The organism is Streptomyces sp. NPDC025793 (genome assembly GCF_055558375.1).
In genome coordinates this window covers 41260-65117 of record NZ_JBVHMR010000017.1, presented here as the reverse complement: position 1 = coordinate 65117, position 23858 = coordinate 41260, and the positions used below count along the sequence as shown (strand labels likewise).

Annotated in this window: 22 protein-coding genes; 12 read left to right on the top strand and 10 right to left on the bottom strand. The window is 71.4% G+C overall.

Annotation, left to right across the window (positions count from 1 at the left end; all coding sequences use genetic code 11):
* Positions 1-66 precede the first annotated feature (66 nt).
* Both ACZ4MF_RS28850 and ACZ4MF_RS28845 read right to left on the bottom strand, forming a co-directional pair.
* Positions 67-267, bottom strand: a complete 201-nt coding sequence (locus ACZ4MF_RS28850) for a DUF397 domain-containing protein (protein WP_467494793.1) — start codon at positions 265-267, stop codon at positions 67-69.
* Positions 267-1112 carry a helix-turn-helix domain-containing protein gene (locus tag ACZ4MF_RS28845; protein ID WP_467494792.1) on the bottom strand — a complete coding sequence of 282 codons (846 nt, stop codon included), beginning with the start codon at positions 1110-1112 and terminating at the stop codon, positions 267-269. Before ACZ4MF_RS28845 ends, ACZ4MF_RS28850 begins: the two co-directional genes overlap by 1 nt.
* A gap of 204 nt (positions 1113-1316) precedes the next feature.
* On the opposite strand from ACZ4MF_RS28845, the gene ACZ4MF_RS28840 reads away from it, so the two are divergent.
* Positions 1317-1979, top strand: coding sequence for an ATP-binding protein (locus ACZ4MF_RS28840; protein WP_467494791.1), 663 nt, complete (start codon positions 1317-1319; stop codon positions 1977-1979).
* Here ACZ4MF_RS28840 and ACZ4MF_RS28835 read toward each other — a convergent pair.
* Together ACZ4MF_RS28835 and ACZ4MF_RS28830 are read right to left on the bottom strand one after the other, a co-directional pair.
* Complete coding sequence (locus ACZ4MF_RS28835; RefSeq protein ID WP_467494895.1) at positions 1969-5040, bottom strand: DEAD/DEAH box helicase; 3072 nt, start codon at positions 5038-5040, stop codon at positions 1969-1971. The genes ACZ4MF_RS28840 and ACZ4MF_RS28835 overlap by 11 nt on opposite strands.
* Positions 5041-5534: 494 nt before the next feature.
* A complete protein-coding gene (locus ACZ4MF_RS28830; RefSeq protein WP_467494790.1) occupies positions 5535-6554 on the bottom strand; it encodes a hypothetical protein in 1020 nt (339 codons plus the stop codon).
* Between the two features lie 212 nt (positions 6555-6766).
* Between ACZ4MF_RS28830 and ACZ4MF_RS28825 the strand changes: the two genes are divergently transcribed.
* Entirely contained in the window at positions 6767-7726 is a 960-nt protein-coding gene (locus tag ACZ4MF_RS28825) for a permease (RefSeq protein WP_467494894.1), read from the top strand.
* Positions 7727-7740: 14 nt separating this feature from the next.
* Positions 7741-8472: a TIGR03943 family putative permease subunit gene (locus ACZ4MF_RS28820; RefSeq protein WP_467494789.1), complete on the top strand. Its 732-nt coding sequence runs from the start codon at positions 7741-7743 to the stop codon at positions 8470-8472.
* On the opposite strand, the gene ACZ4MF_RS28815 is transcribed toward ACZ4MF_RS28820, so the two are convergent.
* On the bottom strand, positions 8462-9937 hold the full coding sequence (locus ACZ4MF_RS28815; RefSeq protein WP_467494788.1) for a glycoside hydrolase: 1476 nt from the start codon (positions 9935-9937) through the stop codon (positions 8462-8464). The two genes, ACZ4MF_RS28820 and ACZ4MF_RS28815, sit on opposite strands and share 11 nt — an antisense overlap.
* Positions 9938-10140: 203 nt before the next feature.
* Between ACZ4MF_RS28815 and ACZ4MF_RS28810 the strand changes: the two genes are divergently transcribed.
* A complete protein-coding gene (locus ACZ4MF_RS28810) occupies positions 10141-10929 on the top strand; it encodes a class E sortase (RefSeq protein ID WP_467494787.1) in 789 nt (262 codons plus the stop codon).
* A 21-nt stretch (positions 10930-10950) separates the two neighbouring features.
* On the opposite strand, the gene ACZ4MF_RS28805 is transcribed toward ACZ4MF_RS28810, so the two are convergent.
* The gene (locus ACZ4MF_RS28805; RefSeq protein ID WP_467494786.1) at positions 10951-12357 is read right to left on the bottom strand and encodes an MFS transporter; all 1407 of its coding nucleotides are present in this window, start codon (positions 12355-12357) and stop codon (positions 10951-10953) included.
* Between the two features lie 107 nt (positions 12358-12464).
* On the opposite strand from ACZ4MF_RS28805, the gene ACZ4MF_RS28800 reads away from it, so the two are divergent.
* Positions 12465-12992, top strand: a complete 528-nt coding sequence (locus ACZ4MF_RS28800; RefSeq protein ID WP_467494785.1) for a winged helix-turn-helix transcriptional regulator — start codon at positions 12465-12467, stop codon at positions 12990-12992.
* An 88-nt stretch (positions 12993-13080) separates the two neighbouring features.
* Here the strand turns inward: ACZ4MF_RS28800 and ACZ4MF_RS28795 are convergent, their stop codons facing one another.
* Entirely contained in the window at positions 13081-13917 is an 837-nt protein-coding gene (locus tag ACZ4MF_RS28795; RefSeq protein ID WP_467494784.1) for a serine hydrolase domain-containing protein, read from the bottom strand.
* Positions 13918-14026: 109 nt separating this feature from the next.
* Here ACZ4MF_RS28795 and ACZ4MF_RS28790 point away from each other — a divergent pair, with 109 nt between their 5' ends.
* The 3 genes from ACZ4MF_RS28790 to ACZ4MF_RS28780 all read left to right on the top strand — a co-directional run bounded on the left by ACZ4MF_RS28790 (position 14027) and on the right by ACZ4MF_RS28780 (position 16178).
* Positions 14027-14341: a DUF6412 domain-containing protein gene (locus ACZ4MF_RS28790; protein WP_467494783.1), complete on the top strand. Its 315-nt coding sequence runs from the start codon at positions 14027-14029 to the stop codon at positions 14339-14341.
* Positions 14342-14459: 118 nt separating this feature from the next.
* Positions 14460-15191, top strand: a complete 732-nt coding sequence (locus ACZ4MF_RS28785; RefSeq protein WP_467494782.1) for a YidC/Oxa1 family membrane protein insertase — start codon at positions 14460-14462, stop codon at positions 15189-15191.
* Between the two features lie 129 nt (positions 15192-15320).
* Positions 15321-16178, top strand: a complete 858-nt coding sequence (locus ACZ4MF_RS28780; protein WP_467494781.1) for a fumarylacetoacetate hydrolase family protein — start codon at positions 15321-15323, stop codon at positions 16176-16178.
* 319 nt (positions 16179-16497) lie between these two features.
* Here ACZ4MF_RS28780 and ACZ4MF_RS28775 read toward each other — a convergent pair whose 3' ends face one another.
* The 3 genes from ACZ4MF_RS28775 to ACZ4MF_RS28765 all read right to left on the bottom strand — a co-directional run bounded on the left by ACZ4MF_RS28775 (position 16498) and on the right by ACZ4MF_RS28765 (position 19061).
* Positions 16498-17397, bottom strand: coding sequence for an LLM class F420-dependent oxidoreductase (locus ACZ4MF_RS28775; RefSeq protein ID WP_467494780.1), 900 nt, complete (start codon positions 17395-17397; stop codon positions 16498-16500).
* Positions 17398-17484: 87 nt separating this feature from the next.
* Positions 17485-17982: a heme-degrading domain-containing protein gene (locus ACZ4MF_RS28770; protein WP_467494779.1), complete on the bottom strand. Its 498-nt coding sequence runs from the start codon at positions 17980-17982 to the stop codon at positions 17485-17487.
* Positions 17982-19061 carry a Gfo/Idh/MocA family protein gene (locus ACZ4MF_RS28765; RefSeq protein ID WP_467494778.1) on the bottom strand — a complete coding sequence of 360 codons (1080 nt, stop codon included), beginning with the start codon at positions 19059-19061 and terminating at the stop codon, positions 17982-17984. The genes ACZ4MF_RS28770 and ACZ4MF_RS28765 overlap by 1 nt, the downstream gene beginning before the upstream one ends.
* Positions 19062-19157: 96 nt before the next feature.
* On the opposite strand from ACZ4MF_RS28765, the gene ACZ4MF_RS28760 reads away from it, so the two are divergent.
* The 4 genes from ACZ4MF_RS28760 (at position 19158) to ACZ4MF_RS28745 (ending at position 23857) form a co-directional block, all read left to right on the top strand.
* Positions 19158-20309 carry an ROK family transcriptional regulator gene (locus ACZ4MF_RS28760; protein ID WP_467494893.1) on the top strand — a complete coding sequence of 384 codons (1152 nt, stop codon included), beginning with the start codon at positions 19158-19160 and terminating at the stop codon, positions 20307-20309.
* A gap of 316 nt (positions 20310-20625) precedes the next feature.
* A complete protein-coding gene (locus tag ACZ4MF_RS28755; RefSeq protein WP_467494777.1) occupies positions 20626-21786 on the top strand; it encodes a hypothetical protein in 1161 nt (386 codons plus the stop codon).
* A gap of 49 nt (positions 21787-21835) precedes the next feature.
* Complete coding sequence (locus tag ACZ4MF_RS28750; protein ID WP_467494776.1) at positions 21836-22591, top strand: GntR family transcriptional regulator; 756 nt, start codon at positions 21836-21838, stop codon at positions 22589-22591.
* Positions 22592-22771: 180 nt separating this feature from the next.
* Positions 22772-23857, top strand: a complete 1086-nt coding sequence (locus ACZ4MF_RS28745; RefSeq protein WP_467494892.1) for a TIGR03364 family FAD-dependent oxidoreductase — start codon at positions 22772-22774, stop codon at positions 23855-23857.
* Position 23858: the final 1 nt, after the last annotated feature.

The window sequence follows — 23858 nt, the reverse complement described above, 5'->3', positions numbered from 1 at the left end:
AAGGACTTGACAACTTCCCTGTTCTAGTGAACTCCGCTACCAGGTCGGAACCGGTCCCGAATCGGCTCAACGTTCCAGTCGCCCTCGCTTCAGCGCATGGGTGAAAGCCTGCCAGGCCTGAGTATCGACGGATATCACGGGCCCGCAGTTACGTTTCGAGTCACGCACAAGTCTCTGATCTCCGTCGTGCGCGCACTCCACGCACTCAGTCCCGCTGCCGCCGCTGTAGGACGACGTGAACCACCGGTACGTCGAGGGTGCTGCCATCAGAGCTCCTTGCTTATGCGGTCGACGATCTCGGCTGAGGATTCCAGGTCGAGTGCCTGGGCGCTGAGGTACTCGAACGCCAACCTATAGCGATCGAGTTCCTTCGGCTTCTCCATGAAGAGTCCGCCACCGAGGAGATCGACGTAGACCACGTCCAGTTCCCGCCTCGGCCCGCGGAGGATGGCGAAACTGCCAACGGCAGCGGCGTGGGCGCCTCTTGAGAAGGGAAGCACCTGCACGGTGATGTGCGGGCGCTCGCCCATGGCCTGCAGGTGTCGGAGCTGCTCCTGCATGACTTCTCGTCCGCCCACGATGCGTCGGATGGCGGCCTCATCGACTACACACCAGATGTGCGGAGGCTCGTCTCGATCGAGGAGCTCTTGCCTCTTCATGCGGATGTCGACCATGTGCTGCACCTCCCGCTCAGGGCAGCCCACTTCGGAAGCACGGTGGACTGCTTCGGCGTAGGCGCGGCTCTGCAGGAGGCCGGGCACATACATGCAGGCGTAGTGATCTTCTCGTACGACCTCATCCTCCAGTGTCAGCATCAGGTTCATGGACTCGGGGATGGGGTCAGCCAGAGACCTCCACCATCCCTGGATCTTGGCACCCTTGGCGAGTTCGACCAGGGCCAAGCGCTCCTCGTCTGAGGCACCGTACTCGCGGCAAAGCGCGTCAACGGCAGGCCACTTGACCGTGCCCTCCTTCGTCTCGTAGCGACTGAGGGTCGCCTTGGAGATGCCGACACGTGCGCCGGCCTCCTCAAGGGTCAGGCCCTTGAGTTCACGAAGTCGGCGCAGGTCAGCGCCCAGTTGGCGACGGCGAGTCGTGGGTCCGACTGGCATGTGGTGAGCCTTTCGTTTCGCTCTGTCAGATGCTCCGGGCTCATGCGTCACGGCGGCAAGATGGCGTGCGCTGGGGGCGCGCGGTTTATGGTTGCGCTCCGATCCCCCTCGAAATGAGAGTTCCATTTTGAGAGTTCCAATGCAACTCTGAGTGAGCGCTTCATTGCGATCCGCAACCTACTGTCTCGCACAGGGAGTTGATTGATGGACTGCATCGTCTGCATGCCGAGGAAGCCGTGGGATCTACCGTTCCTGGCGGAACCCCAGGAGGTGGCGGCTCTGCGACGCATCTTGCGGCTCCACCTGGCCCTGTGGCGCGTGCCTGAAGTAACCGATGTGGCTCAGCTCTGCGTCAGTGAGCTTGTTTCCAACGTGATCAACCACGTTGGCCTTGAGGCGCCGACGACCCTCGCTGTCTCCATGAACGGCAGCTACCTGCGCATCGAGGTTCACGACCCCGACGCTCGTGCACTACCGACGCTGGTTCAGGCGGGACTGGGCAGTGAAGCCGGGCGGGGGGTGGCCCTCGTCGATGCCGTGGCCGACCGCTGGGGTGTCGAGCTTCGCGCCGATCGCAAAGTGACGTGGTGCGAAATGGACACGGGTCTGCCTTCGATCTGTGCACACACCGTGCGTCCACCGACCGCCGGCATCGACGAGCTGCTCAACGGCTACAGAGCGAGGAAGGTGTCGAGTCCGTCCGGTGTGGAATCCGAGCCACTGGCTTTGGCCGCGGCGGAGGAGGCAGCGATCGACATCATCGCCGACCTCCTCCGCTGGATGCAGTCGCGCGGTCGTGATGCGGACGATGTGCTTGATCGGGCTCAGATGCACTTCGAGGCTGAGGTCGAGAAGTTCACCCGGTAGTGATCGCCGCGGAGTACGACCACACGTCGGCAGGCAGCTCATGCTCAAGGTCCCAAGTGATCGCCATTGGCTTGCTGCCGCTGTGCTTCACATAGGTGGCTGGGCCGAGAAGCATCCATGGTTCGGACTTGCCGATGCTGTTCTCTTTGTAGCGGCGCAGGAACAGTAGGACGTGGCTGTCCTGTGCTGCGTGGCGCTGGTAGCGCAAGCCTGTCCGGGAGCTCTCAGACGTGTTGTTCTGGGACTCCCAGTGGTAACGGGTGGGGCTGATTGCGTAGTCCTTGTAGCGAACGTTGGGGGAGAAGTCCTTTTCGTTCTTCTCCGAGGTGATGAAGAGGACGTCGGTCTTGATGTCCTCGACCCAGCTCACTCCCTGGGCGAAGACGCCCGGCATCTGGCCGCCCAGCCGTGCCACGCCGAGCGCCGCGAGGATCTCGGAGCGGTTGTAGGAGCTGTGAATCTTCAGTGGAAGGTGGCTGAGTGGGGCGCTCAGCGGGATGGGGAAGTGATCTGTCCGGTCGAGGACGTACGTCAGAGCCTGGCGCAGTTCGTCGCGCACCCGTTCCTGGACACGCAGGGATTCCAGCCCCTCCCGGTAGCTGGAGAAGCCGCCCGCCTTGTCCCACAGGTTGAAGAAGAGCATGCGGCCGTACGCTTGCTCGGCCGGGGACAGGCAGTCGTAGTCGGGGGCGTCGTCCGCGAGGAGGCGTAGGTAGGCCTGCGCTCGGTCGGGGTCGTCTACGTGAAGGAATGCGTGGACGCGCTTGAGGAGATCCTCCTCGCCCGGCAGTGGAGCCGCTTTGATGATCGTTGCCTTGCGCAAGACCGTGGTCCACGAGTTCTTGTTTTTGTAGAGCTCCGTAATGTCCCGCTGGCTCTCGCGGAGATAGGCGTCGAGCGTGGGTGTGCTGTAGGTCCGGACCTCCTTCACGAGAGTGTTGATGGTGGCGTCCACCTGGGTGCGGATGTTGTTGAGAACGAGGTCCCGGGACTTGCCCTCCAGGATGATCTGGCAGCCAGAGGGCAGATGAGGGAAGCCGCGCTCGATGTTGTCGATGAGGCGGTTGCGGGACAGGTTCGTCAGTGCGCGGAACTGCTCCTCGAAGCGGAACTCTGCCCGGTGCTGGCCGATGAAGTCGAGCACGGTCAGTACGGGCTTGTTCGGCGTACGACGCAATCCGCGTCCGAGTTGCTGGAGGAAGACGGTCGCGCTGTTCGTGGGGCGCAGAAGCAACAGCGTGTCGATCTCCGGGATGTCAACACCCTCGTTGAACAGGTCGACAGAGAAGACCACTTGGATTCGGCCGGCCTTGAGATCCGACAGCTTCTGCTCACGCTCTGTGGCAGAGGTATCGCTGTCGAGGGCAGCGGCCTGGAACCCCGCCTTGCGGAACTCTTCGGCCATGAAATGGGCGTGTGCCTTGGTCACGCAGAAGCCCAAGGCACGCATGGTGGAGGGGTTGCAGATCTTGTCTTTGACCTGCTTGATGACGATGAGAGCTCGTGCGTGGCTCGCTGTGAGGACGTTACTGAGTTCGTCCCTGTCGTAGTTGCCCGCCCGCCAGTGCAACTGCGTTAGATCCGTGCCATCGGGGATTCCGAAGTAGTGGAACGGGCACAGCAGGTCGGCCTCAAGAGCTTCCCACAGGCGCATCTCGGCCGCGATGCGCCCTCCGAAGAACTCGTCTTGAACATTGAACCCGTCCATCCGCTCTGGTGTAGCGGTGAGGCCGAGTAGTTCGGTGGGTTGGAAGTGGTTGAGGAATCGGCGGTATGTACTGGCCGTGGCGTGGTGGAACTCATCGATGACGATGACGTCGAAGTGGCCGGGATCGATCTGTTCCAGCCGCTGGAGGTTGAGGGACTGGACGCTCGCGAATACGTGGGTCCAGTCGCGGGGTTCCTGGCCGTTGTAGAGCAACTCGCCGAAGGAGGCGTCGCCGAGGACCTCCTGGTAGGTGCGCAGAGACTGCCTCAGGATCTCCTTGCGGTGTGCCACGAAGAGCAGCCGAGGTAGCTCACCGTGAAGCTTGTCGCGTAGAGCGCGGTAGTCCAGGGCGGCCATGACTGTCTTGCCGGTGCCGGTGGCTGCGACCAAAAGATTCTCCTGGTGGCCGCGGATCTCGCGCTCTACGCGGAGGCGTTCCAGCATGTCCCGCTGGTGCGGGAAGGGCTGCACTTCGAGTCCGGAGAGGTTGATCTTGAGGTCGACGCCAACTCCGCCTCCTCCCGCCTGGCCTAGCGCTTCATCGAGGCGTTTCCCGTCCTCATCGGGGTCGTACAGCTCGAAGGCGGGGTCATCCCAGTAGGCGTCGAAGGTCGCCTCGAACTTGTCGAGCACCCGAGGTGTGGCGACCGAGGACAGCCGTACGTTCCACTCCAGGCCGTCGAGTAGTGCGGCCTTGGAGAGGTTGGAGCTGCCCACGTAGGCAGTGTTGAAGCCGGTTCGGCGACGGAATAGCCAGGCTTTCGCATGCAGACGCGTTGACCGGATCTCGTAGTTGACCTTCACCTCGGCACCGAACTCGCGGACCAGGCGATCCAACGCGTGCCGGTCGGTGGCCCCGATATAGGTGGTGGTGATGACCCGGATGGGGACGCCCCGCTTCTTGGCTGCACGGAGTGAGTCCTCAAGTACCCGAATCCCGTGCCACTTCACGAAGGCGCACAGCAGGTCGATGCGGTCGGCCGTCGCGAGCTCCGCCCGCAGCTCAGCCCCGAGGTTGGGGTCGTCTGGGGCATTGGTGATCAGCGCAGTTTCGGAGAGGGGCGTCAGAGGGCGGATCGCGTAGACGCCGGGGGCCTCCTGTTCGGCGAGAGCGAGGAGTTGGCGAGGACCGTCAGCGATGGTTGCCTCTACCTCGTCTTCATACGGATCAGGCGCACTGGCGACCAGCGATTGCATGATCTGATTGGCCGCTGCGACCTGTTTGTCACGGGGCAGTTGGGTCAACCGGCGCGCCACTGCCTCGCCGATGTGGCGGGCTAGCACGTGCGGTGCGGACTCCGCGCTGACCTCGGCATCGACGGCCTTCCACCCTGCGGCTTCGAGTTCGACCATCCGATCGTGCAGCTCTTGCGTGACGAGCTTCTCGTAGACGCCTGGATGTTTCAGGTCCCCCGGTTCCGCCACGGTCGCTCCTCCGATTTCTCGGGTTGATGTGGACCTGTTCTAACACCAACCACTGACAGTCGAAGGCTGTGCGTCAAGAGGTGATCGTTTTCAGACATGGGGGAGTTCGTGTCGGCGTCACTGTGAAGTGGCCGTGAGGCCGCCCTTCTCGGGATTGTTGTGCTTCCGCGGCCCGGCCTCAAGGGCGCTTCCGCTCCGCTGCGCTGCGCTCTCGCGTCGGCTGGCGCCGATGGCTCTTCGAGCCACCCTTGACCCCGGGCCGCTCCAGTACGGGGGAGAAGCGAGCGGGCGGCCCGGGGTAGCGGGTGGGGAAGTGGGTGGCGGCTCAGTCGCCTTGATTGGGCACCGGTGCCGGGCGGGCTGGTGATACGGCGAGTGGTCCTGTGGCCTGCGGAGTTGTGGGCCGTGATGCGGTTGCGGCCCTACGCTCCGTGACAGGCCCCGTACCCCTCCGTCGAGCCGCACCAGCACCCCGCCCCCCTCTCCGGTGGCCAAGCCTCCGCCCTTCCCCTCGCCGCCAGCGTCGTCGCGTACTGCGGCAGCAGGGTCACGTCGTCCGGGGAGGAGCCCTCCGATGCGGCGAAGGCCTCATAAGAAGGGACCGTGCCCGTCACGATGCCCAGGTTCGGGGTGCCGGAGGAGGACAGTTCGCGGAGGGACGACTCTATGGTCGACAGGTGTTCCTCGCGGGACGGGTACTCCGAGGACAGGGTCGGGTACGTCGACACGAGTTCCGACAGTTCCGTGGCCGGCCAGTGCAGGACCGCCACCGGGAAGGGGCGGGAGAGGGCCTCGCGGTAGGCGCCCAGTTCGGCTTGGAGGCGGGAGATCTCGGCGGCCAGTTCGGCGGGGTTGTCCGAGCCGAGGGACCAGACCCTTTTCGGGTCGTGGAGTTCGTCCAGGGAGACGGGGGCCGAGTGGAGGGTGTCCGCCAGGGTGTCCCAGTCGTCGTGGGGGAGGCCCAGCATGCGGCGGACGCGGTGGCGGGCGTAGAGGAGGGGGTGGGTGGGGGCAGGGGGTTCCGTGCCCTCCGGCAGGAGCGAGCGGGCGGCTTCCGTGAGGGTTTCGGCCGCCGCCTCCAGCTCGTCGTGGGACTCCAGGGACTCCGCCACGATCAGCCAGGGGGCCGGGTCGCGCGGGGCGGCGAGGCGGATGCCCTCGATGATCGCCCTTGCCTCGGCCTCGTGGCCGTACTCCCAGAGGTTCGAGGCCTTCAGGGCCCGGATCAGGGGAGGGTTGTCCAGGTCGGCGGTGGTCGACAGCAGGCGGTCGTAGAGCGTGGTCGCGGCGGGGCGGTCGCCGGACAGTTCCAGGTGGGCCGCGGCGCGCAGGAGGAGGGCCTCGGCGTCCTCGGGGTACAGGCCGGCGGTCCGCTCCAGGCGTGCCGCTTCCGCGGTGTGGTCGACGTTCTCGGCAGGCGAGGCAGGCGTGTCGGGGCGCATGGGGGACACCGTACTGCCGCGCGGTGACAAAAGTGAGGCGTGGAGGGGGCGGGGGGGGGAGGGGCCGCGGGCCTTCGTCTATCTTCGTGGGAGCTCGGGTGTGGGCATCCAGTGGGGGTTGCGTGAAGAGCGCCGGTGGGGTGGGGCTGGTAGAGGCCGAGGCCGAGGCCGAGGCCGAGGCGGAGGCCGACGGAGGTCGGCAGGGGGCGGCGTTGCCGCCGTACTGGCCCCTGTTGCTCGTCGCGGCGGCCGTCGTGCCCGGTGTCCTGCTGTTCGTCGTCGGGCGGTGGGGGGACGCGCCGGCGGTGCAGGCCTGGCGGACCGTCTGCCTGGCCGTGACCGTGCAGGCCACGCCCTTTCTGCTGCTCGGGACCGCGCTGTCCGGGGCGATCAACGCCTTTGTGCCGGAGCGGGTCTTCCAGCGCATCCTGCCCCGGCGGGCCGCGCTCGCCGTGCCCGTGGCCGGGGTCGCGGGGGTGGTGCTGCCGGGGTGCGAGTGCGCCTCGGTGCCCGTCGCCGGCAGTCTCATCGGGCGGGGGGTTCCGCCGGCCGCGGCGTTCGCGTTCCTGCTGTCCGCGCCCGCCATCAATCCCGTCGTACTGACCGCCACCGCGATCGCCTTCCCCGGACAGCCCGCCATGGTGCTGGCCCGGCTGCTCGCCTCGCTCGCCACCGCCGTCGTCATGGGCTGGCTGTGGCTGCGGTTCGGGAAGGCGGAGTGGTTGCGGCCCGTCGTGCGGGAGCAGCACGGCGGGCACCGGGACGGGCGCAGCCGGTGGGACGAGTTCCGGCGCGGGTTCCAGCACGACTTCCTGCACGCCGGGGGCTTTCTCGTGCTCGGGGCGATGGCGGCGGCCACGTTCAACGTCGCCGTGCCGCGCTCCGTGCTGGACACCTTCGCCGGGTCGCCCTGGCTGTCCGTGCTGTTCCTGGCGGGGCTGGCGGTGCTGCTCGCCGTGTGTTCCGAGGCCGACGCCTTTCTCGCGGCCTCCCTCACCGCCTTTCCGGCGGTGGCGCGGCTCGCGTTCATGGTCGTCGGGCCGATGGTCGACCTGAAGCTCATCGCGCTCCAGGCGGGGACCTTCGGGCGGGCCTTCGCCGTACGGTTCTCGGCCGCCACCGTCGTCGTCGCCGTCGCGTGCAGCGCGCTGATCGGGGGAGCACTGCTGTGAAGGGGAGTACGGCCGTGAAGAGGTGGCTGCGGGCGGGGCTGCTCGCGCTCTGCGGGCTCGGGCTGCTGCACATCTCCCTCTTCAGCGACCTCTGCCTGCGGTACGTCAAGGAGAGCATGCGGCCGCTGCTCATCGCCTCCGGCGTCGTCCTCGTGCTGCTGGGCGTCGCCGGTGCCCTGCTCGATCGCCGGCAAGAAGACGAAGAAGTCCGTCACGGGCACGATCACTCCGGCCTGCCCCGCGTCGCCTGGCTGCTGCTCCTGCCCGCGCTCAGTCTGCTCTTCTACGCCCCGCCCGCCCTCGGTGCCTACACCGCCTCCCGGCAGCCGGCCAAGCCCGTCGCCGAGCGGCAGACGTTCGCTCCGCTGCCGGCCGGCTCGCCGGTGCCGATGACCCTGTCCGACTTCACCGGCCGGGTGCAGCAGGACCCGGCGCGGGACATCAAGGGGCGGACCATCCTCATGACCGGGATCGTCACGCCCCGCGGGGGAGGCAGCTGGGATCTGACGCGGATCATCATCAACTGCTGTGCCGCGGACGCCCAGTCGGTGAAGGTGCGGATCTACGGCGGTGACGTGCCGCCCGCCGGCGCCTGGGTGTCGGTCACCGGGACCTGGCACCCGGGCGGGCGGCTGGGCACCAGGTCCGCGCCGGTCGCGCTGGACGCCCTCACGGTGAAGAAGGTGCCCCGGCCGGTCAACGGCTACCAGGACGCCCTTCCGCTGCCTTCGGCCGTCACACGCTGACCCCGTCCACCTGGAGCGTCTGGACCGACTTCGCGGCGAAGGGGACGGCCACGGACCTGCCGGACAGGTAGGTGTCCGAGTGGGCCGTGTAGAGGTCCGAGCCGCCCGTCGTCACCGTGTTCCAGCGGGGGACCAGTCCGCCCGAGCCGCCGGTCACCGAGGAGAAGGACGAGAGGTCGAAGGTCAGGGTCTGGGCGGAGGCGGACGTGTTCGCGGCCACGATCACCAGGCGTTTCGCGGATCTGTCCAGGGCCGCGACCGCGTAGCCCACGCCCGTGTCGAGGATCGTCATTCCGGGGCGGATGTGCCGGGTGAACTGGGCCAGCGTGTAGTACTTCGTCTGCACCGCACCGGGCTGGAGGGTGGAGGCGTCGTAGACGATCGTCGCCCAGCCCGAGCTGGGGTCCATCACCTGCCAGTAGACCCAGGCCGTGGGGTGCAGCCAGCGGAAGTCGTAGAGGAGGTTGCTCGCCAGGGTCAGGCCCGTCGAGTCGCTGTCCCCGTACTCCGAGTTCCACAGGGCCTTGCCGGACGTCGTCACCACGTCCGAGTAGAGGAGGTCGCGGCGGCCGCCGGAGCCCTGGTAGCCGTGGACGTTGACCCGGTCCACGTAGCCCTTGGTCGTGGCGGAGAAGGAGTCCCAGGTGGTGCGGGCCAGGTCGTAGGTGTTCTCGTCCGATGCCGAGATCTTCGTCGACGTGAGGCCGCGTTTGTCCAACTCGCTGCGCACGTACGGCAGTACGGCCGCCTGGACGGTCGCGTCCATGTGGCAGCCCTCCTGGGTGCCGGTCGCGGTCCACCAGGAGGACGAGGGCTCGTTGAAGGCCTCGACCGTCGAGAAGGTCACGCCCCAGTTCTGCTTCGCGTAGAGGGCGACGGCGGCCAGGTGGGAGGCGTGCTGGCGGTAGTTCCAGGACTGGAGGTTGTTGCCGCCGCCGGAGGCGCCCGAGGGGTTGTGGTTCAGGCACATCCACCACATCGGGGAGTTGGCGAACAGCTCGGTGGTCGCGCCGCGCCCGGCCGCCTTCACCAGCATCGCGCGCTGGGTGGCGTCCGCGGTCCACTTGAAGGACGACGACGTCGGGTCCTCGTTCGTCCAGTCCTGCCAATACCCCTCGATCTGCTTGAACCTGGGGATGTCGGCGGAGGCGACCATCGACTCGCCGCCGACGCTGTTCCAGCTGCAGGCGCCCAGGTTGTAGCGGGCGATGTTCAGGCCGAGGCCGGGCAGCGACGTGCCGTTGTACGTCGTCGACCTCGTCGTGAAGAAGATGTCCGCGAAGTCGTCCCGCGTGCCGAAGACGTTGGCCCACCAGGCCAGGGACGTGCCCCAGCCCTCCCATGCGCCGTAGGCGGCGGACGGGTCGACCGGGATCGTCGCGTCCGCGCGCGCGGTGCCCGTCGACAGGGCGCTGCCCAGGACGCCGCCGCCCGCTGCGGCCAACAGTGTTCTGCGTCGGATCATGGCTTCTCCGCCTCTCCCGTTCCCCGTTGCGGCCTCCGGCAGCAGGAAGCATCGGGGGTGGCGGGTGGGGCTGTCGAGAGTTCTGACAGTACTTTCTCAAACCCATTGAGGAAGGCTGTTCGGCATCCCGAACCCCCTGCGGCTATGGCCAGTTGGGCCCGTCGCGCCTATCGTGCGGGCGGCCTTCGTGGAGGTGGGTGCGGATGCTCGCGGCGTCTGGGGTGCGGGTCGTAGGGCACGGCGACCGGCGCCGGCGTGCCCGGCGCCGGCGGATGCTGTGGGGTGGGGGCGAGGCGCTCGTCACGGTCGGGGTGCTGCTCGCGCTGCTGGTCGTGCACCAGCTGTGGTGGACCAACCGGGAGGCGCGGCGCGGCGCCGAGCGTCAGGTGCAGGCGCTGGAGCGGGAGTGGGGGAGCGGCAACGGCCGCAGCGCCGACCCGAGTTCGAGTCCCGGTCCCGCGTCGCCCGGCCCTTCCGGTACGACGGGGCGGGCACCCGCGCCGCGGCCGTCGTCCGTCCCCGTCGTCGCCCCGCCCCGGCGCTCCCAGGCGTACGCCGTCCTCGACATCCCCCGGCTCGGGCTGCGCGTCCCCGTCGCCGAGGGCGTGAGCAAGGCCGACGTCCTCGACAGGGGGTACGTCGGCCACTACCGCGGCACCGGGCAGCCGGGCCAGGCCGGGAACTTCGCGCTCGCCGGGCACCGCAACACGCACGGCGAGCCCTTCCGCTATCTGCCCCGGCTGCGGCGCGGGGACGACATCGAGGTGGAGACGCGGACGGCGACGTACACCTACGACGTCGACCAGGTGCTTCCGCAGACCTCGGCGACGGACTCGGGGGTGATCCGGCCGGTCCCGCGCTCCCTCGACCGGCCGTCCTACGGCTACGACAGCCCCGGCTACTACATCACCCTGACCACCTGCACCCCCGAGTTCACCTCCCGCTACCGGATGGCGGTGTGGGGGAAGCTGGTCTCCGTGCGGCCGAGGTGAGCGTGCCGGGTCGCCGTCGGTTCAGGACCGCTCCCGCGGCGCCAGCACGCTCACCACGCCCAGCGCCGCCAGTCCCGCCGACACCAGCAGGGCGATGTCCGCGCCGTGGGCGAGGCCGCCGGAGGAGGTGGCGAGGGCGATGGTCAGGGCGACGCCGGCGCTGGAGCCGATGTAGCGGAAGGTCTGCTGGGCGCCGGAGCCCATCGCGGCCCGCTCGCGCGGGACCGACTCGACGGCCAGCAGCGGCAGACCGCCGTTGAGCAGGCCGCTGCCCACGCCGCCGATGACCAGGCCGGGCAGCAGCCGGACCCAGGAACCGGAGCCGACGGCGCCGAGCATGGTCAGGACGCCGACGGCGTGCAGGGCGAAGCCGGCGGCGAGCTGCACGCGCGGGGTGACGCGGCCGGCCAGGCGCTTGACCTGGAGGGCGACCGTGAAGCTCAGCCCGGACCAGATCAGGAGCAGCCAGGCCGTGTCCATGGGGGACAGCCGCAGCGTCTGCTGGATCAGGGCGGGCAGGAAGCTGAACGGGGCGATCACGGCGAGGCCGGTGAACAGGCCGCCGCCGGCCGAGGCGAGGAAGGGGGCGTGGCGCAGCAGACCGAGGTCGATCATCGGGGTCGCGACCCGGCGTTCGACCGCGACGAAGAGCGCCATCAGGACCACGGCGGCCGCGAGGAGCAGGCCGACGGGTGCGCGCAGCCAGCCGTCCCGGCCGAGGGTCAGGGCGGCGAGCAGGGACACCAGGGCGAGGCCGAAGGTCAGGGCGCCCGGGATGTCGGGGCGGCCGCCGCGCGGGGCGCGGGACTCGGCCAGGGCGCGGGTGCCGAGCGCGGCGACCACGAGGGCGGCGGCGCCGAGGACGCCGTACGCCACGCGCCAGTCGGGCAGCGCGCCCGCGATCAGCGGGCCGGTCGCGATGCCGCCGCTGACGAAGGCGCCCCAGACGGCGGTCGCGTGCAGCCGGCCGCGCGGGGAGGGGTGGGCCGCGACGATCAGGCCGAGGCCGCTCGCGAGGAGTGCGGCGCTGGCCGCGCCCTGGGCGATGCGGGCGAGGGTGAACTGCCAGGTGGACGTGGTGAAGGCGCCGAGGACGGTGGTGAGGCCGAGGGCCAGGGTGCCGCTGAGGAAGAGCCGGCGGCGGCCGTAGTCGTCGGCGAGGCTGCCGGCCACCAGCAGGAGCGCGGCGAGGCCGAGCGGGGTGCCGTTCAGCAGCCAGGCCTGGCCGGACAGGGCGGTGTGCAGGGCGCGCGCCGTGTCCGGGAGCGTGACCATCGGGGCCGTGTACGTCATCAGTGCCACGGCGGTGGCCGCGCTGGTCAGGGCGAGGGTGGCCCGGGGGCGGGCGGGGGCGTCCCGGGCGGGTGCGGCGGTCGCGGTGCCGGCGGGGGTGGTGGCGGTGGCGGCGGCGGAGTCGAGCCCGGTCATGGCATGGTCCTTACGGTTCAGTCATTGAACTGACCTGACCCGGCCACCGTAACACGGTCGATTCAGTCATTGAACCTATTCGTCGGAAAGTGGCTACAGTGGACGGCATGGCACTGGGCAAGGACTACGCGACACAGCAGTGCTCGATCGCTCGCGCGCTCGAGATCGTCGGTGAGCGCTGGACGCTGCTCGTCGTCCGGGACGCGCTGTACGGCGTGCGGCGCTACAACGACTTCCTCGTCCACCTCGGCATCCCGCGCGCCGTCCTGGCCGCGCGGCTCCAGACGCTGACCGCCGAGGGCATCCTCGAAAAGCGCCGGTACCAGCAGTCGCCGCCGCGCGACGAGTACGTCCTCACCGACCGCGGCACCGAACTGTGGCCCACCCTGCGCGCCCTCGGCCTGTGGGGGCGCGAGCACTACACCGACGGCCGGCTGCGCTCCTTCCGGCACGCGGACTGCGGCACCGAACTCGGGGCGTACGGCGAGTGCCCCGCGTGCGGGGGCGTCGTACCGGTGGGGGACGTGGTCATGTGGCCCGGACCGGGCCTCGACCCGGACCCGGCCGACCCGGTGAGCCGGGTGCTGCTCAAGCCGAAGCGGCTGCTGGAGCCGCTGGAGACCGACTCGGCCTAGGGTCTGTCGTCACATTCCCGTCGTCCGCCCGAAGGGCGGGCCGCGCGCCAGGCGTCGCACGGCAGGCGGGGGAATGTGACGACAGACCCTAGGCGATCCGGCGGACCAGGTCGACGGCGGTGCGGTCGGTGTCGTCCGAGTCGCCGTTCAGCCGGTGGACGACCACCCAGCGGCCGTCGTCCGTCGCCCCGGCGAAGAGCGAGGCGTGCCGGGTCGCGCCGTTGTGCCACACCAGGGCCCCGGACCTCTGCCACGAGGGGGCGGGATCGCCCAGCCGGCGCTCGACCGCCAGCCGGACCAGCAGATCGGCCACCGCGCGCGGCGTGGCCCACAGCCCGCCCGCCGGGAGGATCGCCCCGTCCATCGTCCAGGGCCGGCGGGCCCGGCCGAACAGCCCCGGGGCGAGCAACCGCCGGTCCGCGTCCGGACGCGCGCCGACCTCGTCGACGTCCAGCGGGCGCAGGACGTGCTCGGCGAGCAGCTCCTCGTACGGCGCGCCGGCCGCCGCGACCAGCGCGGCGCCCAGCACCGCGTACCCGAAGTTGGAGTACTCCCGCTGCCCCGGCGGCCGGACCGCGACCTTGTCGAGCCGGGCGAGCGCCCGGGTGAGCGCGGACCGGTCGAAGGCGGCGTAGGGGTCGGCGAGTTGGAGGATCCCGATGGGGTCGGGCGGGAGGCGGGGCAGGCCGGAGGTGTGGGTGGCCAGGTTCCGCAGCGTGATGCCCGTGCCGGGCGTGGCGGGGAGGTGGCGCTCGACGGGGTCGTCCGGGTCGAGCAGGCCCGCGGCGGCCATGCGCATCAGGGCGGTGCCGGTGAGCACCTTGGTGAAGGAGCCGATCTCGACGAACCGGTCCACCGCATGGCCGTCGGAGACCCGCGCGGCAGCCGCGTCGCTCGTCAGGACGCAGGTCGGGATGCGTGGCACGGGCAGCTCCTGTCGGGTGCGGGCTTCGGGTACGACTGCCCTCTCAGGTATAAAGGGCGGAAAGGCACCGGAAGTTGCTTACGGGGAGGGCCGGATGAGGCGCGGGTTCGTGTCGTCGCGTTCGCTGCGTTCCTCGCGTGCGGTCGCCCTGCTGCTGCTCGTGCTGCTGCCGGTCCTGCTGCTCGACACCGGCAACCTCTCCGCGACCGTGGCGCTGGCCGCGACCGCCGCCGCCGGTTCCGCGTTCTCCGTCTGCCTCCTGCTCTCGGCGCGCAGCGCCCCGGCCGTTCCGCCCACGCGCGTGCGTACGGCGATCCGGGACCGGGCCCGGCGTACGGCCTTCCTGCCCCAGCGTGATCCCGACGCGCCCGGCCGGCGACGGCCGAGGGCACCCGGGTGCGCCCTCCCGGCGACCGCCGCGTAGGGCACGCACTCCCTTTCTCTTCCCGTACGCGTGACCCCGCGCGGGTCGTCATGCCGCTCTGTTCCGTTCCGGCCATGCCCGGACATCCGGCACGACGAGACCCCCGGAGGGCTCACCCATGTCCGTTCTCGCTGTCTTCGCCCGCCTGGTCGAGCACTTCGCCGACCTGCTGGCCCCGCTGTTCCACGCCTCCGCGGCCGCCGCCGCGATCGTCCTGTTCACCGCGCTCGTACGACTCCTCGTCCACCCGCTGTCCCGCGCCGCCGCCCGTGGCCAGCGGGCCCGGGCCGCGTTGCAGCCGAGGATCGCCGAACTGCGCACGAAGCACGCCGAGGATCCGCAGCGGCTCCAGAAGGCGGTGCTGGAGCTGCACGCCGAGGAAAAGGTCTCGCCGCTGTCCGGCTGCCTGCCGAGCCTCCTCCAACTGCCCGCGTTCTTCCTCCTGTACCACCTCTTCTCCAGCTCCACGATCGGCGGCGAGGCCAACGGCCTGCTCGGACACGAGCTGTTCGCCGCTCCGCTCGGCGGGCGCTGGGCCGACGCGCTCGCCGACGGCGGGCCGTTCGGGCCGGCCGGGCTGGTCTACGCCGGTCTCTTCGTCCTCGTCGCGGCCGTCGCCGTCTTCAACTACCGGCGCACCAAGCTCATGATGGCGAACAACCCGGTCGCCGTCGCGGGCGCGGGCGGCGACGGCGGGCAGGTGCCCGGGCTCGGCGCGCTCAACAAGGTCATGCCGTTCATGTCGTTCTTCACCCTCGTCACCGTGGCCGTCGTCCCGCTCGCGGCCGCGCTGTACGTCGTCACGAGCACGACCTGGAGCGCCGTGGAGCGGGCCGCCCTCTATCAGTGAGAGGCCTGGTTACGGTCCAGTACGTGAACAGGGTCTTGCGGAGTGGACTCCGGGATTGGAGGATCGGCCAGTCCTCCGATGGCTGCACCCATCGGCCGGGCGCCCCCGCGATCGAGGGAGATTGTGACCATGAAGCTGCTGCGAGTCGGTACGGCAGGGGCGGAGCGGCCCGCGCTGCTCGATGCCGAGGGAACCCTCCGGGACCTGTCGGGGATCGTCGACGACATCGACAACGCGCTCCTCGCCGACGAGGCCGCGCTCGGCCGGGTACGGGCGGCCGCCGCCTCCGGTGAGCTGCCCGCGCTCGACGCGGCGGGGCTCAGGACCGGGCCGCCGCTCGGCCGGATCGGCAAGATCGTGTGCATCGGGCTCAACTACCACGACCACGCCCGCGAGACCGGCGCCGAGCCGCCCGCCGAGCCGGTGGTCTTCTTCAAGGCCCCGGACACCGTCGTCGGGCCGAACGACACCGTCCTCGTCCCGCGCGGCTCCGCGAAGACCGACTGGGAGGTGGAGCTGGCCGTCGTCATCGGACGAACGGCCCGCTACCTGGAGTCGGCCGAGGACGGCCTCGCGCATGTCGCGGGGTACACGGTGGCGCACGACGTCTCCGAGCGGGAGTTCCAGATCGAGCGCGGCGGGACCTGGGACAAGGGCAAGAACTGCGAGACGTTCAACCCGCTCGGGCCGTGGCTGGTGACGGCCGACGAGGTGCCCGACCCGCAGGCGCTGTCCCTGAAGCTGTGGGTCAACGGGGAGCTGAAGCAGGACGGGACGACGGCCGAGCAGATCTTTCCCGTGGGGGAGGTCGTGCGGTACGTCAGCCACTTCATGACGCTGTACCCCGGGGACGTCATCAACACGGGGACGCCGGCGGGGGTGGCGATGGGGCAGCCGGAGCCGAAGCCGTATCTGCGGGGCGGGGACGTGGTCGAGCTGGAGATCACGGGGCTCGGGCGGCAGCGGCAGGAGCTGAAGGACGCCTAGGGCCTGTCGGTCGTCACCTTCCCGTCGTCCGCCCGAAGGGCGGGCCGGGCGGCGTCCGGTGCGTGCGGCTGCACGGCGGAGGAGGGAGTCGACGCGATGGGGGCCCCTCCCGCGCGAGCGAAGCCGAGCGTGGGGGAGTCGGCGACCGACGACAACGCGGCTGGGGGTGCCCCCTCTGGGGGAGCGCGTGCCAGGCGTCGCACGGCAGGCGGGAATTCGACGACAGGCCCTAGGGGGCGGGGGCTGCGCGAGTACGGCGGGTGCCGGTCCGTCGTGGTTGCTCGCGCAGTTCCCCGCGCCCTTTCGGGGGCGCTTCCGCTCACCCCAGCAGATAGGCCAGGCGGCGCCATTCCTCCCTCGGGAGTTGCTCACGCGGGCCCCCGGTGACCACCTGGAGGGCCACGTGGTCCGCGCCCGCCTGGTGGAAGGTGTCGATGCGGTCGCGGACGGCGGCCTCGTCGCCCCATGCGAAGACCGCGTCGACCAGGCGGTCGCTGCCGCCGTCGGCCAGGTCGTCCTCGGTGAAGCCGAGGCGCAGGAAGTTGTTCGTGTAGTTCGGCAGGGCGAGGTACATCGCGAGGGTCTCGCGGGCGACGGCGCGGGCCCGGGCCGGGTCGGGCTCCAGGACGACCTTCAGCTCGGGGGCGAGCAGCGGCCCCTCGCCGAGGGTCTCGCGGGCCTGCGCGGTGTGTTCGGCGGTGACCAGGTAGGGCACCGCGCCCGCCGCCCGGTCCCGGGACAGCTCCAGGGTCTTGGGGCCGAGGGCCGCGAGGACCCGGCGGTGGGCGGGGACGCCCGCCGCGTCCAGCGCGTCGAGGTAGGCGACCAGCGCCGAATAGGGGCGGCGGTACTGCTCGGCGACCTTGGCGTGGCTCACCCCCAGGCCGAGCACGAAGCGGCCGGGGTGGGCCGCGTCCACCTGGGCGAAGGCCGCCGCGCTGGTCTCGGCGTCGTAGTCCCAGATGCTCTGGATGCTGGTGCCGACGGTGAGGGCGTCGGTGGCCTCCAGGAGCGGTACGGCATGCCGGGCCGCGCTGCTGCCGCCCAGCCATACGGCTCGGAAGCCGAGCTCCTCCAACTCGGTCGCGGCCTCCGCCAGTTCGCTGCGCCGGGAGGGTTCCTCCGCGCGCAGGGCGAAGCTCCAGATGCCGTAGCGGCCGATCCGGTCCTTCAGGCCGTTCGAGGTGTTCGTGCTGCTCGTGCTGCTCGTGCTGCTCATCGGGGCGATCCCTCCGGGCGGGTCGTGATCATCACGTCTACAGCCCTTCCCAACCGGCGGGATCCCCCCACGGATTCCCGGCGGGTGTCACAGCTTGAGGAATCGCTCCAGGGCCTCGACGACGAGCCGGTGGTCCTGGAGCTGGGGCAGCCCGGAGACCGTCACCGCGCCGACGACGCCCACGTTCTCCACGTGGACCGGGAACGAGCCGCCGTGGGCCGCGTAGGTGCCGGGGTCCAGGCGGGCGGAGTCCTCGAAGGTCGTGCCCTTGGCGCGGAAGCGGGAGCCGACCAGGTAGGAGGAGGCGCCGTAGCGCTCCACCACCCGGCGCTTGCGGGCGATCCAGGCGTCGTTGTCCGGGGTGGAGCCGGGCAGGGCGGCGTGGAAGAGCTGCTGGCCGGCGCGGTGGATGTCGATCGCGACGGGCGCCCCGCGCTCCCGGCCCAGCTCGACCAGGAGCGAGCCGAGGGCCCAGGCGTCCTCGTACGTGAACTGCCGGAAGACCAGGCGGCGTTCCTGTGCCTCCAGCTCCTCGACGGACGGGGGGGCCGGTGCGGGGTCGGTGCGGGGAGCGGTCCGGGACATCAGAGGGTCACCGTCGTCTTGTCGAGGGCCGAGCGGCGGGCCGCTTCGAGTACGTCGAGGGCGGCGGCCGCCTCCAGCGCGGACACCGGGTTGGGCGCACCGGCACGCAGGGCGTCGGTGACGGCCGTGTAGTAGGCGGGGTAGTCGCCCGGCAGGGTCGGTACGGGGGTGCCGGCACCGGTCAGCGGGGATTCGCCGGCGCCGATGCGGCCCCACAGGGACTCGGGCTCGGCGCCCCAGTGCGGGCCGGGGCGCAGGCCCTCGCGCAGTGCCCCCTCCTGCGGGTCCAGGCCGTACTTCACATAGCCCGCCCGCGAGCCCAGCACCCTGAAGCGCGGGCCGAGTTGGGCGGTCGTCGCGGAGACGTAGAGGTGGGAGCGGACGCCGCTCGCGTGGGTGACGGCGATGAAGGTGTCGTCGTCGGTCTCGGCGCCCGCGCGGCGGACGTCCGTCTCGGCGTACACCTCGGTGGCCGGGCCGAAGAGGACCAGGGCCTGGTCGACGACGTGGCTGCCGAGGTCGTAGAGGAGACCTCCGATCTCTGCCGGGTCGCCGGACTCGCGCCAGCCGCCCTTGGGCTGCGGGCGCCAGCGCTCGAAACGGGACTCGAAGCGCCACACGTCGCCGAGCGAGCCGTCCGCGAGGAGCCGGCGCAGGGTCAGGAAGTCGTTGTCCCAGCGGCGGTTCTGGAAGACCGACAGCAGCAGGCCGCGCTCCTCGGCGAGGGCGGCGAGGCCGCGGGCCTCGGCGGCGGTGCCGGCGACCGGCTTGTCGATCACGACCGGAAGGCCCGCCTTCAGGGCGGCGGTGGCGAGCGGGACGTGCGTCCTGTTCGGGGACGCGATGACGATCAGGTCCAGTTCGCCGGCGCGGTCGAACAGCTCCCAGGGCGTGGCGACGGTCCGGATGTCCGGGAACTCGGCACGGGCCTGCTCCTGCCGCTCGGGGTTCGAGGTGACCACGGTGTCCAGGGCGAGGCCCTCGGTGGCGGCGATCAGCGGGGCGTGGAAGACGGAGCCGGCGAGGCCGTAGCCGATCAGGCCGACGCGGAGAGGGGTGGCAGCACTCATGGGACTCATGGGACCTACTTTCGCAACGCTGTTGCCAAAGTGCAAGCGGCGGGGACAATGGGTGGCGTGAACAGGACGACGACGGGGACGGGGACGCGGGCGGGAATGGGGACGCGGGCGGGAATGGGAGCCGGCGGCCCGGCGGGGGCGAACCTCGGCGCGGTGCGCAGCCACAACGCCGCGCTGGTGCTGGGGCTGCTGCGGGACGCCGGGGCGGAGGGCATCAGCCGGCTCGAACTGGCCGAGCGCACCGGGCTGACCCCGCAGGCCGTCAGCAAGATCACCGCACGGCTGCGGGAGCAGGGGTTCGCGGCGGAGGCCGGGCACCGGGCGTCCACCGGGGGCAAGCCGCGCACGGTGCTGCGGCTGGTACCGGAGGCGGGGCACGCGGTCGGGGTCCACCTGGACCGCGACGAACTGCGGGCCGTCCTCGTCGACCTGGACGGCGCCGTGGTGGCGCAGCGGCGCGCGGAGCTGGACCTGGGGGCCGGGGCGCCGGCCGTGCTCGGGGTGCTCACCCGGGCGGTGGAGGGGCTGGTGGGGCAGGCGCTCGGCCTCGGGGACGACGACGGACTCGCCGGTGTCGGCACGCTGCTCGGGGTGGGGGTGGCGCTGCCGGGGCCGCTCGATCACGCGCGGGGAGTACTGCACCGGGTCACGGGATTTCCCGAGTGGGACGGCTTCGCGCTGCGGGACGCGCTGGAGACACGGCTCGGGGTGGCGGTGGTGGTCGACAAGGACACGAACGCGGCCGCGCTGGGGCTCTCGGTGCGGGGCGAGGGCGGCTCCGGATCCTTCGCGTACCTGCATCTCGGCACCGGGCTCGGGGCCGGGCTGGTGATCGGCGGCAACGTGCACCGGGGGGCGCGGACCGGGGCGGGGGAGTTCGGGCACCAGGTGATCCAGCTCGACGGTCCGCCGTGCGAGTGCGGGAACCGGGGGTGCGTGGAGGCGCTGTGCCTCGGGGCCGTGGGGCGCGGGGAGCCGGAGGAGGCGGCGCGGGTGCTGGGGGTGGGGGCGGCGAATCTGGTGGGGCTGCTGGACATCGACGCGGTGCTGCTCGGGGGGCGGACCGTGGCCGGGGCGCCGGAGGTGTACGTGCGGGGCGTGGGCGACGTACTGGCGGCGCAGGCCCGGCGGGAGGGGATGCCGGGCGGGGCGGTGCCGGTCCGGGTGGCCGGGGGTGGTGAGCGGCTCGTCGCGGAGGGGGCCGCGCAGTTGCTGCTGGGGCGGTTGTTCGGACGCGGGGACGCGTGACGGTGCCGTGCGCCGTGGCCGGGTTGCGAGGCCGGCCGGTCGTCCCACCATGGAACCAACCGCATCAGCCGACTCGACGGGTGACCTGAGCCCCGACGGCCCGCCTTCGGCGGCCCGCCTTCGACCGGCACCCTGGTCGGAACCGCCCGGCCGGACCCGGGCACGCGAGCGGGCGTGGCGCACATCTACCTGGCCTGCGCCTCGGACCCGGACGACGTGGCCACGGCGGACGTCACCGTCGTCGGCCGACCCCGGCACCGCCCCCGAGGAAACGGCTCCCCGCGCGCACCCGGTCACCCGGCCCGACCATGGACCCATGCGACTGCGCACACCCCCGGCCCCGGCACCGGCCCCGGTAGTGACCCCGGCCCTGGTGGTGCCCCCGGTCCCGGCCCCGGTCCTGCTCCCGGTGGTGACTCCGTCCGCGTCCTCGTCCCTGACCTCGTCCTCGGCCTCATCTACGTCCCTGCCCACGTCCCTGACTCTGGCCCCGCCCCCGCCCCTGGCTGTGTCCTCGGCTCCGGCCACGTCCCTGGCCCCGCCCCCGCCTCTGGCCACGTCCCTGGCCCTGCCCCCGCCCCTGGCTGTGTCCTCGGCTCCGGCCACGTCCCTGGCCCCGCCCCCGCCTCTGGCCACGTCCCTGGCCCTGCCCCCGCCCCTGGCTGTGTTCTCGGCTCCGGCCACGTCCCTGGCTGTGTCCTCGGCTCCGGCCCCGCCCCTGGCCCCGGTGCTGCCCCCGCTCCCGCGTCTCGCCGCCGTCGCCGTCACCGTCGCGGTGGCCGTCGGACTCCTCGTCCCCCTGTCCGCGCCGGTTGCCCGGGCCGTCGGGGCGCCCGCGGACGCCGTCTGTGCCGGTGCCGACGCGCATGTCTTCCCGCTCACCGCCCGGATCCGCGGGGGACCGGACTCGTACGAGGCGGGCGGTGGATTCGGGACCTGGTACATCGACCTCACCAACACCACCCGCCGCACCTGCACCGGGGTCCATCCGGTCGTCGTCCTCGTCGACAGCAGACGCGCCCTGCAGCCCCACCAGCCCCGGCTGGACTTCTACGACGGCTCCCGGGCCCGTCCGGTGTCGTTCGAGAGCACCGACGAGCAGGAGCTGGTCGGGGTGCTGGACGCCGCGGGGTTCGCCGGGTTCACCGTGCCGGCCGGCAGGACGGTCAGCGTCAGGGTCAGGCTCTCGCTCACCTCGGACGCCGTGGCCGACCGGGTCACCGTCGGCGCCGCCGTGGTCCAGCGCCGGGGCGCGGACGACGGGGACTGGGTCGGGCAGTCCGATCCGTACGTGTTCGGGATCGTGCACGAGGGGGACCGTGCGGGCGACGGCTCCGAGGCGGGGGCCGAAGCCGACTGGCAGACAAGCGAGTTGGCGCGCACCGGAACCGGGGCCGCGCCCGGTCTGTCGGCGGCCGCCGGGGCCCTGATCGGGGCCGGCGCCGGTGCGTTCCTGGCGTCCCGGCGGCGCCGCTGAAACCGGGTCCCGTACCGGAAGCGCTTCCGTCGTCTGCGAACATCCCTGCGTGGACTACCCGAACGACCAGGCCCCCGGCGCCCCCGTCCGCTCCGGCATCCCCGAGCACGGGCGCATCCCCAAGTACTACGCCGTGAAGGCGCGGATCGCCGCGCTGCTGGAGGAGCTGGGGGAGGGCAGCCCCATCCCCACCGAGCGGGATCTGGCCGAGCGGTACGACGTCGCGCGCGAGACCGTGCGGCAGGCGGTGCGGGAGCTGGTGCTGGAGGGGCGGTTGCAGCGCCGGGGGCGCGGGACCGTCGTCGCCGGGCCCAAGCTCGCCCAGCCGCTGTCCCTCGCCAGCTACACCGAAGGGGTGCGCCGGCAGGGCCGTACGCCCGGCCGTACCCTCGTCACCCTCGACCGCTTCCCGTGCCCCGAGGCCCTCGCCGCCGAGACCGGGCTCACCCGGGGCGAACCCGTGTGGCACCTGGAGCGCGTGCTGCTCGCCGACGAGGAACGGGTCGGGCTGGAGAGCACGTACGTCGCCGTCGCGCGGGTGCCCCGGCTGGACGCCGACTTCGACCCCGACTCCTCCTTCTACGGCTATCTCACCGCCCAGGGCATCGCCTTCGGTGACGCGGACGAGCGCATCGAGACCGTGTTGGCCACCCCCCGCGAGGCGCTGCTCATCGGCACGCCGCCCGCCCTTCCGATGCTGCTGATCCACCGTGTCTCCCGGGACACGGAGGGCCGGCCGCTGGAGCGGGTGCGCTCGCTGTACCGGGGCGACAGGTTCTCCTTCACCACGCATCTGAGCGGCTGAGAAGCGGGTGCGGCGAGCACTCGGGCACTCTCAGTTGTATCACGAAAAGATAACGGGTCTAGCCCAAACTTGAGAGGTCGTTCACGCTCTCGTTGACAGCCGGATATCTCCGGTTCCCCGGTCCCGAGGAGCGTTGCCGACGTGAGAGTGACAGTCGTAGGAGCAGGCGTGGTGGGCACCATGCACGCCTGGCATGCGGTTCAGCGTGGCCATCAGGTCGTCCAGATCGAGCGCGAGACCGAGGCGCGCGGCGCCTCGCTGCGCAACTTCGGGCAGATCTGGGTCAGCGGCCGCGCGGGTGGCGAAGAGCTGGAGACCGCGCTGCGGGCGCGGGAGCTGTGGGAGGGGATCGGCGCCCGCGTGCCGGAGCTCGGGTTCCGGGCCAACGGGTCGCTGACCCCGGTCCGCGGCGCCCTGGAGCTGGCGGTCGCCGAGGCCGCCCTCGCCCGCCCGGACGCGGCCGCCCGCGGCTACAAGCTGCTGCCGCCCGCCGAGGCGCGCGCCCTGAACCCCGCCCTGCGCGGCGAGTTCACCGCGGCCCTGTACTGCGAGCGCGACGCGGCCGTCGAGCCGCGCACCGCCCAACTCGCCCTGCGTGAGGAGCTGTTGAAGTCCCCCAACTACACCTTCCTGCCGGGCCGTGAAGTCCGCGACGTGGTCGGCCCCGGCGCCGTACGGGACGACCACGGCGACGTGCACCACGCCGACGCCGTCGTCCTGTGCACCGGCGCCTGGCTCGGCGGACTCGTCCGCGAGCTGGCCGGGCCCGACCTGCCCGTGCGCCGCGTCCGCCTGCAGATGATGCAGACCGACCCGCTGGGCGAGCAGCTGACCACCTCCGTCGCGGACGCCGACAGCTTCCGCTACTACCCGGCCTACGGCTCCCCGGCGCTGGACGCGCTCAACGCCGGCCGGCCCCAGGCGCCGACGGCGGCCGAGCACAGGATGCAGCTGCTGATGGTGCAGCGCGCCGACGGCGGACTGACCATCGGCGACACCCACGAGTACGAGCACCCCTTCGCCTTCGACACCGTCGAGGAGCCCTACGAGCACCTCACCGGAGTCGTCGAATCCCTGCTCGGGCGCCCGCTGCCGCGCATCCGCCGCCGCTGGGCGGGCGTGTACGCGCAGTGCACCGACACGAGCCGGGTCGTGCACCGGCAGCAGGTGAGCGACGGTGTGTGGCTGGTCACCGGGCCCGGCGGGCGCGGCATGACCTGCTCCCCGGCGATAGCCGAAACGACCGCGAACGAACTGGGCTGGTGAG

What these genes read in the sequence shown, in the direction of transcription:
- ACZ4MF_RS28755 (WP_467494777.1), top strand. Translation starts at nt 20,626, where the DNA reads ATGCGACTGCGCACACCCCCGGCCCCGGCACCGGCCCCGGTAGTGACC.
- ACZ4MF_RS28835 (WP_467494895.1), bottom strand. Translation starts at nt 5,040, where the DNA reads ATGGTCGAACTCGAAGCCGCAGGGTGGAAGGCCGTCGATGCCGAGGTC.
- ACZ4MF_RS28845 (WP_467494792.1), bottom strand. Translation starts at nt 1,112, where the DNA reads ATGCCAGTCGGACCCACGACTCGCCGTCGCCAACTGGGCGCTGACCTG.
- ACZ4MF_RS28815 (WP_467494788.1), bottom strand. Translation starts at nt 9,937, where the DNA reads ATGATCCGACGCAGAACACTGTTGGCCGCAGCGGGCGGCGGCGTCCTG.
- ACZ4MF_RS28830 (WP_467494790.1), bottom strand. Translation starts at nt 6,554, where the DNA reads ATGCGCCCCGACACGCCTGCCTCGCCTGCCGAGAACGTCGACCACACC.
- ACZ4MF_RS28810 (WP_467494787.1), top strand. Translation starts at nt 10,141, where the DNA reads ATGCTCGCGGCGTCTGGGGTGCGGGTCGTAGGGCACGGCGACCGGCGC.
- ACZ4MF_RS28850 (WP_467494793.1), bottom strand. Translation starts at nt 267, where the DNA reads ATGGCAGCACCCTCGACGTACCGGTGGTTCACGTCGTCCTACAGCGGC.
- ACZ4MF_RS28775 (WP_467494780.1), bottom strand. Translation starts at nt 17,397, where the DNA reads ATGAGCAGCACGAGCAGCACGAGCAGCACGAACACCTCGAACGGCCTG.
- ACZ4MF_RS28770 (WP_467494779.1), bottom strand. Translation starts at nt 17,982, where the DNA reads ATGTCCCGGACCGCTCCCCGCACCGACCCCGCACCGGCCCCCCCGTCC.
- ACZ4MF_RS28840 (WP_467494791.1), top strand. Translation starts at nt 1,317, where the DNA reads ATGGACTGCATCGTCTGCATGCCGAGGAAGCCGTGGGATCTACCGTTC.
- ACZ4MF_RS28800 (WP_467494785.1), top strand. Translation starts at nt 12,465, where the DNA reads ATGGCACTGGGCAAGGACTACGCGACACAGCAGTGCTCGATCGCTCGC.
- ACZ4MF_RS28805 (WP_467494786.1), bottom strand. Translation starts at nt 12,357, where the DNA reads ATGACCGGGCTCGACTCCGCCGCCGCCACCGCCACCACCCCCGCCGGC.
- ACZ4MF_RS28765 (WP_467494778.1), bottom strand. Translation starts at nt 19,061, where the DNA reads ATGAGTCCCATGAGTGCTGCCACCCCTCTCCGCGTCGGCCTGATCGGC.
- ACZ4MF_RS28745 (WP_467494892.1), top strand. Translation starts at nt 22,772, where the DNA reads ATGCACGCCTGGCATGCGGTTCAGCGTGGCCATCAGGTCGTCCAGATC.
- ACZ4MF_RS28785 (WP_467494782.1), top strand. Translation starts at nt 14,460, where the DNA reads ATGTCCGTTCTCGCTGTCTTCGCCCGCCTGGTCGAGCACTTCGCCGAC.
- ACZ4MF_RS28760 (WP_467494893.1), top strand. Translation starts at nt 19,158, where the DNA reads ATGGGGACGCGGGCGGGAATGGGAGCCGGCGGCCCGGCGGGGGCGAAC.
- ACZ4MF_RS28780 (WP_467494781.1), top strand. Translation starts at nt 15,321, where the DNA reads ATGAAGCTGCTGCGAGTCGGTACGGCAGGGGCGGAGCGGCCCGCGCTG.